Genomic DNA, 13,973 nt, shown 5'->3' with positions numbered 1-13,973 from the left:
GGGCGGGCGTGGTGGGCGGGCGCCGAGCGGCGTGCCGGCACCGGTGGTCAGCGCCCGTGCACCCGCGTCGACGCGGTCGCCGTCGAAGGGCTGCGCGACCGGGGCCCCGCTGAGAGGATGGCGCCGTGGCTGCGCAGACCGTCGTCGCTCACGGGGGCGCGCTCGACGACTGGTTCGAGCGTCGTCGTGCCCTCGGTCAGGACACGCACGACGAGGTGTGGGAGGGGGTCTACCACGTGGCGCCGCACGCACCCGCGGAGCACGCCCGGCTCGTCGTGCGGTTGCTGGTCGCGCTGCACGAGCGCGCCGTGAGCCGTGGCCTGGAGGGGTTGGCTGAGTTCAACCTCGGCCAGGAGGGCGACTACCGAGTCCCCGACCTCGCCTGGGTGCGCGAAGGTGTCGAGCTGCCGCTGTACGTGCCCACCGCGGTGGTCGTGGGGGAGGTCCTCTCACCGGGTGACGCCAGCCGCGACAAGGTGCCGTTCTACCTGGCGCGCGAGGTGGAGGAGGTGTGGTTGATCGACCCGGTCGAGCGGAGCGTGACGATCACCCGGCCGGGGACCGAGCGCGTCACCGACAGCGCCGCCCTGGGCGTGTCGGTCGAGGAGATCCGCACGCACCTCGGCTGGTGAGTGCGGCGCTGCTCCGAACGAGGTGATCCCCTCAAGGTGCTCGTCGGGACGGACCGACGCTGCCAGGGTGAGCAGCCACCTGGAGCGCCACGCCTCGACCGGGCGCATCCGGCGAGCCGGGGTGTGCGACCTGTGAGCGCCGTGGCCTCCGGCGCGGGGACCTCGCAGGACGTCCTGGTGCGTCGGGCGCGCGCCCGTGTCGCGCAGTACCGCGAGCTGCTGGCGCAGGAGCAGGAGGTCGTCCGCCGCCACCAGGCAGGCAGCGCCGGGGAGCGGCGCATCGCTGCGCAGCTGCAGCCCATGTCGAGCTACGGCTGGACGCTGCTCGCCGACCGGCGCTGGCCCGGCACCCGCGCGGCCAACGTCGACCTGCTGCACGTCGGCCCCGGCGGGGTCCTCGTGGTGGACGTGAAGAACTGGCGCGAGGTGCACGTCGAGGACGGCCGCCTGCACCGCGGGCAGGAGGACGCGCACGAGGACGTGGAGAAAGTCCTGCGCATCGCCGAGCTCGCCGAGCAGTCGGTGGCCGAGGTGGGGCTCGCACCGTTGGAGGTGGTACCGCTCCTCGTCCTCGCCGGCCGGTCGATGGGCCCCATGGCGCTCGGCCGCGTCACCCTCCTGGGCGAGAAGCAGCTCGTGCCGTGGGTCCACCGCCGCGGCGAGCGCCTGAGCACCGAGAAGCTGCCCGACGTGCTGGCCGTCCTCGAACGCGACTTCCCGCCCCACGAGGACGCCGGCCCCGTCGTGCTCAGCCCCGTCGTGGTCCCACCCGTCCTGCCGCTGCACGTCGCGGGCCCGCAGGCGGACCACGAGGCGGACCACGAGGCGGAGCACGAGGCGGACCAGGGGACCGATCAGGAGCCGGAGCAGCCGGAGCAGCAGGCCCTCTTCAGCGCGCAGGAGCTCGAGGCGTCGCTCCTCGACGGTGCGCTCGCCGCCCCCATCGAGGACTGGATGGCGTTCCTGCACCCTGGTCAGGCCCGGCTCGTCCGCCAGGCGCGCAACGGCCCGGCGCGCGTGCGCGGGCCCGCCGGCACCGGCAAGACGGTCATCGGTCTGCACCGCGCCGCCTACCTCGCCGGCACCCGCCCCGGGCGGCTGCTGTACGTCTCCTTCGTGCGCACCCTGCCCACCGTGCTGGCCGCCACCTTCGCCCGGCTCGCGCCCCAGCACGTGGACCGGGTGGAGTTCCGTGGGCTGCACTCGTGGGCGCGGGGGTTCCTCACCCAGCGCGGGGTGCGCCACCGCGTCGACCTCGCCGCCGCCGACACGTGCTTCTGGCGCTCTTGGGCGAGCGTCGGCCGGTACTCGGCGCTCGCCGAGGTGCCGGTGCCGCCGCGGTACTGGCAGGAGGAGATCGCCTCGGTCATCAAGGGCCGCGGGCTGACGGACTTCTCCGAGTACGCCGAGCTGACCCGGGTCGGGCGTTCCACGCCGCTGAGCCGCACCCAGCGCGAGGCGGTCTGGCAGCTGCACACCGCCTACGACGTCCTGCTGCGCGATCGCGGTCTGCACGACGCGGCCGACCTGCTCGTCCTGGCCCTGGCCGAGGTGCGTCGGCAGCCGCCGGCCGAGCCGTACGCGTCTGTGATCGTCGACGAGGTGCAGGACCTCAGCCGCACGGGTGTGCAGCTCCTGCACGCCCTGGGCGGGGACGGGCCCGACGGGCTGCTGCTCATCGGCGACGGCCAGCAGGCCGTCTACCCCGGCGGCTTCACCCTCTCCGAGGCCGGCATCAACGTCCGCGGCCGCTCCACCGTGCTGGAGACGAACTACCGCAACGCCTCACGCATCCTCGAGACCGCCGTGGCCGTCGTCGCCTCCGACGCCTTCGGCGACCTCGACGACTCCCTCGAAGCCGGCGCGCGCCGCGTGGAGGTCGCCCGTCAGGGCGGGATGACCGCACGCGTCGACGCCCCGGACGCCCGCAGCCTCGAGGCCGCGCTCGTCGAGGCCGTCCAGGACCTCGCCTCGTCCGGAGCCGGCCTCGGGGACTGCGTCCTGCTCACCGCCACCACCGCGGACGCCTCCCGGTACGCCGGTGTCCTGCACCGCGCCGGCCTGCCGATCGTGCCGCTGGAGCAGTACGCCGGGCAGACGTGCGGGCGCCTGAAGGTGGGCACCATCAAGCGAGCCAAGGGGCTGGAGTTCAAGCACGTCTTCCTGCCGGGCCTGCGCGAGGGCGGGTCGGCGGCCAGGGCGGGGGAGTCGGAGACCGCCTGGCGCGAGCGGCTGGAGGTGGAGCGGCGGGAGCTGTACGTGGGGATGACGCGGGCGCGCGACAGCCTGTGGCTAGGTTTTCTCGGCTGACCCGTGCTGACTTCGGTGCTCCAACCAGCACTACACGAGGTCGACCGAGGATGCATGAACCCGGTGGTCCCTGTACTGCTGGACCGATCAGCTGGCGTTGACGAGCGCCGCCTCGCTGAAGAATTCCATCGGCATCGCATGCTCCAGCCGCCAGGTGATGCCGATGGGCCGCTCACCGCGGTGCGAGACGTACTCGGCCGGCCCGAGGAACAGGTACGGTTCGGCACCCAGGTCACCCTGCTTGCGCTGCCGGGCGAAGAGCAGCACGTGCGTGCCCATCGCCCGGTGGTTCAGGTACCGCTGCCCCGTCGGTGAGGCGATCGTCGTGCGTGACTGCGACTCCCAGTGGAACAGCTCGCGGGTCAGCGGGTAGTCCCGGTACATCGTCGTCGGTGAGTAGTCGGCCTCAGACTTCGCCAAGGTGATGAGGAGGGCGTCGGTGCGCCACTGCGCCGACCACACCACGCCCTCGCGGAAGGACATCGGCGCTCGCGTCGGCGTGGTGACGCCCAGGGCGCTGACGATTTCGTCGCGCGAGTATCGGGCGTGCACGCTCAGCGGCAGACCAGCGAGGTCGCCGGTCAAGGGCGTCGTGGGGTGCCGCGCTGCGTCGAAGGCGATGTCGACGAGCTGGCTCAGCTCGTCGCGCACCGCTGGCTCTGTGCGCAACGTCTCGAGGACAGCGCTCACGTCCTCCGGGGCGCCGGAGGGCCACAGGCTCGCTGCGAGCATCCCGGCGAGGTGGCGCTCGGTGGGGGAGAGGTCATCGAGCCTCACATCGTCGCTGAGCAGCCGGCGGTAGGCGTCGCGGCGGATCCGGTCGTCGACCTGGGTCACGGCGCGCACCCGCTTCAACAGGGTGGTCTCCACCGGACCGCTCGGTCGCACCTCGATACCGGCTCTGCGTCGCAGAGCGGTCCACGACCGGTTGGTGCCGAGCAGTTCCCGGACAGTGAGACCGCTGGTGGTCAGGAAGTCGGCGATGCTGTCCGAGCGCTGCGCCCGCACCTCGTTGACGAGGGCGGGAGCGCGGGGGCTGAGCTGTCTCTGGATGCTGGCGACGACGCGCTGCTGCACGACCTCGTCGAGGACGATGGAGCAGCCGGCCGGCAGGAAGGGGAAACCCTTTTCCGCCTGATCCTGCAGCGCACCGCGGCTGACGCCGGTGAGGGCGCGGAAGCGCGCGTCGAAGCGGAAGTCGGCGTTCTGGTGGCCGACGAAGTCCAGGGCCGTCAGCACTGCCTTGCCCGGTGCAGTGCGCAGGCCCCGTCCCAGCTGCTGCAGGAAGACGGTCGCCGACTCCGTCGGACGCAGGAAGAGGACGGTGTCCACCTGCGGCACGTCGACGCCCTCGTTGTACAGGTCGACCGCGAAGAGGATCCGCACGTCGCCGTCCTTGAGCCGCCGCAGTGCTGCCGCGCGCTCCTCGGGTGCGCTGTCGCCGCTGACGGCCAGCGCGTCGATCCCGGCCTCGCGGAAGGCGCGGGCCATGTAGCGGGCGTGCTCGACGCTGACGCAGAAGCCGATCGCTCGCATGCTGGCGACGTCACCGACCCGCCGGCGCAACTCCCGCAGCACGATGCGCACCCGCGCGTCGTCACCGGTGTACAGGTCCGTGAGCCCGTCGACGTCGTAGCCGCCGCGTCTCCACGTCAAGTCGCGCAGGTCCGTCCCGTCGTCGACGGCGAAGTAGTGGAACGGCACGAGCAGGTCGTCGGCGAGGGCGTCCCACAGGCGCAGCTCCGCCGCGGTGCGGCCGTCGAAGAGCGCCAGGATGTCCTGCCCGTCAGCGCGTTCCGGTGTCGCCGTCAAGCCCAGCAGCTCGATCGGCTCCAACCGGTCCAGGATCCGCTGGTAGCTGCTCGCGCTGGCGTGGTGGCACTCGTCGAGCACGACGACGTCGTAGCGCTGCGGGTCCAGCTGGCTGAGGACCTCAGCGCCCAGCGACTGCACGCCGGCGAAGACGTGCCGGCCGCGGCGGGGCCGTTCAGCCCCGACGAGCAGCTCCCCGAACGCTCCGTCGCCCAGCACCTCCCGGTACGTACGCAACGCCTGCTCCAGCAGCTCGCGCCGGTGGGCGACGAACAGCAGCGTCAAATCACGACCGTGCTGCTCACACAGCCGCCGGTAGTCGAAGGCCGCAAGGACCGTCTTGCCGGTGCCGGTGGCCGCGACGACGAGGTTGCGGTGCCGGTCGTGCAGCTGCCGTTCCCCGGCGAGCTGATCGAGCATCTCCTGTTGGTGCGCGCGCGGGGTGACCTCCAGGCCCGACAGGTCCACCGGCGTGCCCGGGCCGCGCTGCCCACCCGCCTCAGCGAGGGCGGCGTCCAACCGGTCGCCGTCGCGGTCCGGCAGGTAGGTCTCGAAGCCGCTGCTCTCCCAGTAGCTGGCGAAGGTCGCGTCGAACTTCTCCAGCAGCGGTCGGTTCGCCACCGCGGAGAGCCGCACGTTCCACTCCAGCCCGTCGAGCAGCGCGGAGCGCGACAGGTTGGACGAGCCCACGTACGCGGTGCTGAAGCCGGTGTCGCGGTGCACGACCCACGCCTTCGCGTGGAGGCGGGTGCGCGTCGTTTCGTAGATGACCTTGACCTCGGCGTCGAACTCCTCGACCAGCCGGTCCAGCGCACGGCGCTCGGTGGCGCCCATGTAGGTCGTCGTGATGACGCGGAACGGTACGCCCCGGTCCCTGAGGTCGGCCAACGCGCTCTCCATCAGCCGCAGCCCGGACCACTTCACGAAAGCGCACAGCAGGTCGACGCGGTCCGCGCTGGCCAGCTCCGCCCGCAGCTCCGCCGCGAGGCTCGGGTCGGCGGAGCTGTTCGTCAGCAGCGCCGCCTCCGACAGTGGTGTCGCTGGTCGGACCGTCGACGGCTGCGCCAGAGCCCGCCGCCGGTGCGCCGCCAAGAGCTGCCGCGGCGCACCCCTCTCGTCCGGGACGGGCACGGCACCGTGCTCCCCGAGGACACCGAGCAAGTCACGCACCAGGGCCAACCGCCGCGCCGGGTCGCCCGTCGCCTCCAGAGCGCGTTGGACGATGGCGCTGATGTGACGAGTGAGCACATGTGGGACGTCAGCATCGTCGACGCTTCGCGCCACGGTCGTCCAGTCCGTCGCACGCATGAGGGTTGCTTCAAGGTCGGCTGCGACAAGCGTCTCGTGCAGACCCTCCGTGAGATCGCTGTTCGGCGATCTGTGCTGCGCGCTCACGTCATCACCTTCTCAGGTGATGACCTCCCCGATCAGCGCACCGCGTGTCGGCGTGCAAGAAGCAGTGAACTCGGGAGGACCGGTGAAGGTAGCTTGTGACTGCGGCCCGACAGGCTTCCAACGCTTCAGCCGTCGCTGAGCACAGGACACGCCCCCACCCGCACGAGACTTCGTGCTGCCTTGGGGATGTCCTGTGTCGTTGGTCCGTCGTTCCGCCGCTCAGCTCCAGGCCGAGCTGTCCACCGGCTCCGTCGTGGAGGCGCTCATGGAGCAGATGCTCCACACGGCGGGCTATGGACCCAGCCCGAGCGAGGTCGCCTCGTGGACGGCGAGCCTGCCGGTGCTCGCCACCGACCTCGTCGAGGCTGGCCTCGGCGACGTCGAGGTGCTGCTCGAGCACCAGCTCCCGCTGACGTCGAAGCGCGCCGACGTCGTGCTCGCCGGTGTCCACCCGACGACGGGCGCACCCTCCTACGTCGTCGTGGAGCTGAAGCAGTGGAGCTCCGCGCACCGCTTCGAGGGCAATCCGGACCTCGTCGTCGTGCCCGGCATGGCCGGGCCGCCGAAGCTGCACCCGGTCCGGCAGGTGCGCGGGTACGTCGAGTACCTCCTCGACTTCACCCGCTCGTTGGAGTTCGCGAAGGACGCCGTCGCCGGCGTCGCGTACTTGCACAACGCCGCCGCGCCCGGTGCCGTGGCGGAGCTCGCCGACTACACCATGGACCGCACGGGGCGGCTGTTCACCGGTGCCGAGCGCGGCGCGCTGCGCGAGCACCTGCGCAGCCGGCTCGCGCCGAGCGTGTCCGGGGTGCATGCGGCCGACGAGCTGCTCGGGTCCAAGGTGGCGCCTTCGCGGCAGCTGCTCAAGGTCGCCGCCGACGAGATCCGTGAGCGCGAGCAGTTCCGCCTCGTCGGCGAGCAGCAGGAGGCCGTCGACCTCGTGCTGCACCAGGTGCGGCGGGCGAAGGCCGGCAACAGCAAGCGCATCGTCGTCGTCACCGGTGGTCCGGGCAGCGGCAAGAGCGTCATCGCGCTCTCCCTGCTGGGGGAGCTGTCCCGCGCTGGCCACAGTGTCCTGCACGCCACCGGCTCGCGCTCCTTCACGCAGACGCTGCGCAAGGTCGCCGGACGCCGCTCCCCGCGCGTGCAGTCCATGTTCAAGTACTTCAACCAGTTCATGACCGCCGAACCCAACGACCTCGACGTGCTCATCCTCGACGAGGCTCACCGCATCCGGGAGACGTCCGTCGACCGCTACACCCGCGCGGAGCTGCGCACCAGTCGCCCGCAGGTGGACGAGCTCATCGCGGCCGCGCGGGTGCCGGTCTTCCTGCTCGACCAGCACCAGGTGGTCCGCCCGGGCGAGATGGGCTCTCTCGAGGAGATCACGCGGCACGCGCAGCGCCTCGGTCTCGACGTGCTCACCGTGGAGCTGGACGCACAGTTCCGCTGCGAGGGCAGTGCTGAGTACGTGCGTTGGGTGCAGCGGCTGCTCGGCCTCGACGACGCCGGTGTCGAGGACTGGGCCGGCGACGACACCTTCGAGGTGGTCATCGCGGACACTCCCGAAGAGATGGAGCAGCTGCTCGCGGCCAAGCGGGAGGAGGGCTACTCCGCGCGCATGTCCGCCGGGTACTGCTGGCCGTGGAGCAAGACACCCGCCCCGGACGGCGGTCTGGTGCCGGACGTGCGCATCGGCGACTGGGCACGGTCGTGGAACGTGCCCGGTGACCGCGCCGTCGGCGACGCCCCGCCGGCTGCGCTCTGGGCGACCGAGCCCGGCGGCTTCGGCCAGGTGGGGTGCATCTACACCGCCCAAGGGTTCGAGTACGACTGGAGCGGTGTGATCATCGGGCCGGACCTCGTGTGGCGGGACGGTCGCTTCGTCAGCGACCGCTCCGCCAACAAGGATCCGGACTTCCGCAACCGCACCCGGGTCACCGACAGCGACTTCGACCGGCTCGTGCGCAACGTCTACAAGGTGCTGCTCACCCGCGGCATGATCGGGACGGTGCTGTACTCCACGGACGAGGAGACGCGGCGGCAGCTCCGGCGGCTCGTCGAGCGGGGCTGAGTGCTCCTCCTCACCCTCGCGTGCACTGCCCAGCCGTGCGAGGGCAGTGCCCTCAGTCCTGGCCGCGCCCGTCGTGACCGTCGATCCAGCGCAGTACACGGGTAGTGCGTGAGCGTGGCGACGGCAGCAGCGAGGCTCGCTCACGCAACGTCTCGCACGAGACGAGCCCGGCCCCGATGAGCGCCGAGACGAACTCGTAGTCCTTCATGCGTGCCGCGACGAGCTTGGCGATCGCCAGGTCGTGCACCTCGAGGCAGTGCGCCCGCCCCGGCTCGCTGGACCGGCTCTGCCACACCACGAGCCGCTCGCGCCACCCGTCGGGCAGGACGGCGGTGCTCACGGACACGCCCTGGGCGTAGTAGCCGTACATCTGGTGGAAGCCGCTGTCCTCACCGATCGCGCCGTCCACCGCATCGGACTTCACGTCGTGCGGGTCGTCCCAAAAGGTGACGTCCGCCTCCACCGAGCCGATCACCGGGTCGGGCAGGACGTCCTCGTCGAAACTCCCCAGGATCGACTGCGAACCGATCACCACCACGTCGGGGTCGTCGGCGATCCGGCTGGCCGCCCGCAGGATGTGCGCCAGGTGCGCGCGCTTCACTCCGCGCCCCACGGCGAGGACGCCGAGGAGTGCTGCGCGAAGGCGTCACGCACGCGCCGGCGCTCCTCCTCGGACAGCACCGCGGCGAAGGGCGAGTTCTGGCGCAGCTCCCGAGCGCGCGGGGACGGGGAGGTCAGGGCCGTGAGGATGCCCTCGACCGGTCCGTCGAGCAGGTCGGCCCACTCCGCCAGCCACTTCGCCACCTGCCCACGCGGGTGGCGCTCGCGCAGGAGGGCCAGGTTGGCGCGCGCTCGCGCGATCGTGGTCTCCGGGTCGGTGACCAGGTGGCCGGCGACGGCGTGCCCCAGCCACAGGCTGCGGCGCTGGTCCCGGCTCAGGCGGGCGCCCGTGGCGCGCAGCGCCTCCAGGTCGGCGCGGCGCACCCGGCGGTGCACACTCGTCGTCACGAAGGGCAGGTCGCCGCGCTCGCACAGGTTGACGACGTGCTGGCGCGAGACGCCGAGAATGCGCGCAGCCTCACCGGTGGTCAGCCACTCCTCGCTGACGGAGGACCGGGTGTCGTCGAAGACGGCGGTGCGCACACCTCGAGGGTACCGACCGGAACGCAACAGACGCAACGCACACCGTCGCTGTTGTGTCTGTTGTGCTAATTTCTGGCTACCGCGTGACCGTCCGCGTCCAACGGCTGCCAGCCTTGAGCAGGTGCGACGGCTCGTCAGCCGGTGATGCGCCGCACGCCACCGACCACCAGGTCGACGGCCACGCCGAACACCACGTGCGACCCGCCCTCCCACACCCACCACGCCCGGGGCAGCTCGCCCACCGGGGCCTGGATGCCCGTCGCGGGCAGGAGCGTGCCGTGGAAGGCGCCGAACAGCGCCACCCCGCCGAGCACCCCCGACCCGGCGCGCACGAAGGGCAGACGGCGGGAGATCACCGCGTACGCCACGGGGTAGCCGTAGGCGATGGCGCGGTGGAACCAGACGGCGCCCGCTTCGAGCTCGTCGCCCTCGAGGGCGTCGCCGTCGCCGCCGCGCAGGTCGATCAGGCGACGGTAGATGACCGAGGGGGGCATCCGGTCGCCGTGCCCGGCGGGGTCGGCGCCGAGGAGCTCCTTCTGGCCGGGGGCGGGCGGCAGCGCCTTCTCGCCCCACTCCTGGAGGGTGGACTCGGCCTTCGCCTTGGCCTGCACGCCCACCCAGCCGGCCAGGAGCCCTGTCGCGACGTCGACCACGAACCTCGTGCTGATCACCGCCACTGGCTACCGCACCCTCGCCGCCGCTGCAAGACCTGCGCCGGTGCGTGACGGACGACCGTCAGGCGTGCTGCGCGGTCCAGGCGGCGTGCAGGCGTGAGTACGGCCCCCCGGCGTGCGCGAGCTCCACGGCCGGCCCGACCTCCACGACCCGCCCGGAGTCGACGACCACCACCGTGTCGGCGGCCTCGGCGGTCGAGAGGCGGTGGGCGATGGCGACCGAGGTGCGCCCGCTGAGCACGCCCTCCAGCGCGCGCTGCAGGCGCACCTCGGTGGCCGGGTCGACGGAGGAGGTGGCCTCGTCGAGCACGAGCAGGTCCGGGTCGGCCAGGTGCGCGCGCGCCAGCGCGACGAGCTGGCGCTCGCCGGCGGAGAGGCGCTCACCGCGCTGGCCGACGGGGGTGTCCAGGCCGTCGGGCAGCCCGTCGAGCCACTCGGCCAGGCCCAGCTCGGCGAAGGCGGCGCGCGCGTCGGCCTCGGTGGCGCCGGGCCTGCCGCGGCGCACGTTCTCACCGACGGTGGCGTCGAAGAGGAACCCCTCCTGCGGGACGGCGACGACGCGGCGGTGCAGCTCGCGGCCGGGCAGGTCGCGCGCGTCCACGCCGTTCAGGAGCACCCGGCCCTCGACCGGGTCGACCAGGCGGGTCACCAGGCGCGCCAGCGTCGTCTTGCCCGAGCCGGTCTCGCCGACGACGGCGGTGCGCGAGCCGGCGGGCAGGTGCAGGCTCACGCCGCTCAGGACCGTCTTGTCGGTGCCGGGGTAGGTGTAGGCGACGTCCTCCACGCGCACGTCCACCGGACCGGCGGGCAGCGCCTGCACGCGCTCCCGGCGCGGTTCGGGCACGACGACGGGGGTCTCGATGAGCTCGACGACGCGGCGCCAGCCGGCGAGCGCGTTCTGCAGCTCGTTCAGCACCTCGGTGGCCGCCTGCACCGGGCCCACCCACAGCTGCGCCAGGAACAGGAACGCCAGCAGCCGCCCGAGGGTGATGTCGCCGGCGACGCCGAGCAGCGTGCCCACCACGATGACGAGGGCGACGACGAGGCCGGAGACGAGCACGCCGGTGGAGAACGTCGCGGCGGTGGCGACCTGCGCCTTCAGGGCCTGCTTGCGGTGCGCCTCGACGGCGGCGTCGACGGTGCGGCGCGAGCGCGCCGAGGCGGCGTGGGCGCGGATGACGTCGGCGCCCACGACGGTCTCGGAGATCGCCGCGAGCAGTTCGCCCATGCGCACCCGCACCCCGGCGTAGGCCTGCGCCACCGGCCGCTGGAGCTTGTTGCGGACCAGCACCAGCGGCACGAAGCAGCCGATCACCACGAGCGCGAGCTGCCAGGAGTAGGCGAACATCACCGCCGTCGCCAGGACCACCTGGCCCAGCGAGAGGACCAGCACGAGCATGCCGGTCTGCAGGAACGTGGAGATGGTGTCCACGTCGCTGGTCACGCGGCTGACGAGCGCGCCGCGCCGCTCGCCGGACTGGGTGAGCACCGCCAGGTCGTGCACGTGCCGGAACGCGCGCACCCGCAGCGACGCCAGCCCCGCCTCGGTGGCGCGGAACAGGCGCGCGTTGACCACCCACGCGGTGAACACGGTGAGCAGCACCAGGGCGGCGGCGATGGAGCACAGCAGCGCCACGCGCCCCACGTCCGGCCCGCCCGGGCCGAGCACCCCGGTGTCGACGGTCTGCTGCACCGCCACCGGCACCGCGAGCTTGCCGATCGTGGTGGCCGCGGCGATGGCCAGCGTCAGCCCCAGGCCCTCGGCGAACTCCGGGGTCAGCTCCCTCGCCTGGCGCAGCACCCCGCGCGGCGCCGACGGACCGCCCGCGCCGCCCCTGCGGGCGCGGGTCGCACCGGTGGTGCCGGTCGTGCCGGTCCCCTTGGTCGTCGTCGTGCTCACGCCATCCCCGCCTTGTTCGCCGCCTCGTCCGCGCGGTCGCGCGCCGCTCGCGCGTACGCGGTCACCAGCTCCCGGTAGCCCGCGTCGCGCGCGGCGACCTCCGCGGCCGGGCCGCGGTCCACCACCCGCCCGCGCTCCAGGTGCACCACCTCGTCGGCCAGCGCGATCGTCGCCGGCCGGTAGGCGACCACCACGACCGTCGTGCCCACCCCGGAGGCCTCCAGCCCGTCGAGCACCGCCCGCTCCACCGCCGGGTCCAGCGCGCTCGTCGCGTCGTCCAGGACCAGCAGGCGCGGCTTGCGCACCAGCGCCCGCGCCAGCGCCAGGCGCTGGCGCTGCCCGCCCGACAGGGTCGAGCCGCGCTCACCGACCAGCTCGTCCAGCCCGTTCGGCAGGGCGGCGACGAAACCGTCGGCGCGCGCCAGGCGCAGCGCCTCCCACACGTCGTCGTCGTCCACGCGCCGCCCGGCCGGCACGTCGTCGGCATCCAGCCCCAGGGCGATGTTGCCGCGCACCGTGTCGTCGAAGACGAACGTGGACTGCGGCACCAGCGCCGCCGCCCCCGCCACCTTGCCCTCGGCGAGCTCGCGCACGTCCACCCCGTCGAGCAGCACCGCGCCGGAGGTGGGGTCCACCAGGCGCACCAGCAGACCGGCCAGCGTCGACTTGCCCGAGCCGGTGCCGCCGACGACCGCGACCGTGGAACCGGCCCTCACCTCCAGGGTGACGTCGGCCAGGGCGGGGGCCGCCTCCCGGCGCGGCGCGCGCGGCTGCTGCCGGCGCGCGGGCTGGCCGGGCACGTCGGCGCGCACGTCCAGCGGGTCCACCGCCGGCAGCGGGTGGCGGTAGCCCAGGCCGGTCGCGCTCACGGCCAGCGGATCGGTGCCGTTCTCGGGCAGGGAGCGCTCGCCCCACGGCGTCGTGGCGCTCTCGCGCAGCACCGCCTGCACGCGCGCGTCGCCGGCCACGGTGCGCGGCAGCTCCGCCAGCACCCACCCGAAGGAGCGCACCGGGAAGCCCAGCAGGCCCAGCAGGTAGGCGATCTGCACGAGGTCGCCCACCCCGACCGCGCCGCTGGCCGCGCGAGCGGTGCCGACCACGAGCACCGCCAGGGTGCCCAGGGCGGGCAGGGCGTCGATGACCGGGTCGAACGTGCCGCGGGTGCGCCCGGCGTCCACGTTCGCCGCGCGCAGCCGGTCGGAGTCGGCGGCGAAGCGCTCGACCTCCTCGTCGGCCAGGCCCAGGGTCTTGACCACCAGCGCGCCCTCGAAGCTCTCGTGCGCGGTGGTGGAGACCTCCCCGCGCAGCTGCTGCACGCGCGTCACGCGCGGGGACATGCGCCGCTGGTAGACGACGTTGGCGCCCAGCAGCGCCGGCAGCACCAGCAGCGCCACCCCCGCCAGCACCGGGTCGGCCGCGGCCATCGCCACGCCCGCCACCGCGATGAGCACCACGACGCCCAGGGCGAAGGGCAGCACGAACATCGCCTGCCAGGTGGCCTCCACGTCCGAGCCGGCCGTGGCCAGCAGCCGCCCCGCCGGGTGGGCGTGGTGCCACGACAGCGGCAGCTCCAGGTAGCGGCGCGCCAGCGCCCGGCGGTAGCGCGCCTGCAGCGCGAAGGCCACCGCGCCCGCCCAGATGCGCCGCACCAGGATGCCGATCACCGTCAGCACGGTCACCGCCATGAGCGTGGCCCCGGCCAGCCACACCTCGCTCGTGCTCACGCCGCCGGAGCCGGTCACGGCCGGCACGACGACCCGGTCGGTGACCCGCCCGACCAGCCAGCCGCTGGCGGCGGTGCCGGCGCCGTAGATCGCCGAGCCGAGGATGGCGGTCCAGAAGAGCGTGGGCTCCTCCCGGGCGCCGCGGGCGAGGGTGCGCATGCCGCTGACGAAGGTGCCGCTCACTGGACGAAGCCTGTCACGAGCGGCGCCGTCGTGCCGGACGGCGGTCGTCCGCCCCCAGCGGACGTCGGTGACGTCGCATATCACTGACATGACGTGTAACTTACATGGCGCGTAAGTTAATGTGGG

At 73.2% G+C, this 13,973-nt stretch carries 9 protein-coding genes; 3 read left to right on the top strand and 6 right to left on the bottom strand.

All coding sequences use genetic code 11. The features are described from left to right. Positions 1-125 precede the first annotated feature (125 nt). Together ACRYMN_RS01750 and ACRYMN_RS01745 are read left to right on the top strand one after the other, a co-directional pair. A complete protein-coding gene (locus ACRYMN_RS01750; protein WP_432491331.1) occupies positions 126-632 on the top strand; it encodes a Uma2 family endonuclease in 507 nt (168 codons plus the stop codon). 132 nt (positions 633-764) lie between these two features. After that, positions 765-2,942 (top strand): nuclease-related domain-containing DEAD/DEAH box helicase, encoded by a 2,178-nt coding sequence (locus ACRYMN_RS01745; RefSeq protein ID WP_432491329.1) that lies wholly within the window; start codon positions 765-767, stop codon positions 2,940-2,942. A gap of 87 nt (positions 2,943-3,029) precedes the next feature. Here ACRYMN_RS01745 and ACRYMN_RS01740 read toward each other — a convergent pair whose 3' ends face one another. Beyond that, a complete protein-coding gene (locus ACRYMN_RS01740; RefSeq protein WP_432491405.1) occupies positions 3,030-6,062 on the bottom strand; it encodes a DEAD/DEAH box helicase in 3,033 nt (1,010 codons plus the stop codon). 280 nt (positions 6,063-6,342) lie between these two features. On the opposite strand from ACRYMN_RS01740, the gene ACRYMN_RS01735 reads away from it, so the two are divergent. After that, positions 6,343-8,223 (top strand): DNA/RNA helicase domain-containing protein, encoded by a 1,881-nt coding sequence (locus ACRYMN_RS01735; RefSeq protein WP_432491327.1) that lies wholly within the window; start codon positions 6,343-6,345, stop codon positions 8,221-8,223. Between the two features lie 52 nt (positions 8,224-8,275). Here the strand turns inward: ACRYMN_RS01735 and ACRYMN_RS01730 are convergent, their stop codons facing one another. From ACRYMN_RS01730 to ACRYMN_RS01710, 5 genes are all read right to left on the bottom strand, one after another. After that, a complete protein-coding gene (locus ACRYMN_RS01730) occupies positions 8,276-8,824 on the bottom strand; it encodes a DUF6036 family nucleotidyltransferase (RefSeq protein WP_432491325.1) in 549 nt (182 codons plus the stop codon). After that, a complete protein-coding gene (locus ACRYMN_RS01725) occupies positions 8,821-9,366 on the bottom strand; it encodes a helix-turn-helix domain-containing protein (RefSeq protein WP_432491323.1) in 546 nt (181 codons plus the stop codon). The genes ACRYMN_RS01730 and ACRYMN_RS01725 overlap by 4 nt, the downstream gene beginning before the upstream one ends. 134 nt (positions 9,367-9,500) lie before the next feature. Beyond that, positions 9,501-10,037: a DUF1440 domain-containing protein gene (locus ACRYMN_RS01720; RefSeq protein WP_432491321.1), complete on the bottom strand. Its 537-nt coding sequence runs from the start codon at positions 10,035-10,037 to the stop codon at positions 9,501-9,503. A gap of 64 nt (positions 10,038-10,101) precedes the next feature. Beyond that, positions 10,102-11,940 carry an ABC transporter ATP-binding protein gene (locus ACRYMN_RS01715; RefSeq protein ID WP_432491319.1) on the bottom strand — a complete coding sequence of 613 codons (1,839 nt, stop codon included), beginning with the start codon at positions 11,938-11,940 and terminating at the stop codon, positions 10,102-10,104. Then, entirely contained in the window at positions 11,937-13,847 is a 1,911-nt protein-coding gene (locus tag ACRYMN_RS01710) for an ABC transporter ATP-binding protein (protein ID WP_432491317.1), read from the bottom strand. The genes ACRYMN_RS01715 and ACRYMN_RS01710 overlap by 4 nt, the downstream gene beginning before the upstream one ends. Positions 13,848-13,973: the final 126 nt, after the last annotated feature.

The sequence above is a fragment of the Kineococcus gypseus genome (genome assembly GCF_050871305.1).
GTDB classification, from domain to species: domain Bacteria; phylum Actinomycetota; class Actinomycetes; order Actinomycetales; family Kineococcaceae; genus Kineococcus; species Kineococcus gypseus.
The sequence above is the reverse complement of the archived record's forward strand: the minus strand, read 5'-3'. Positions and strand labels throughout refer to the sequence as shown.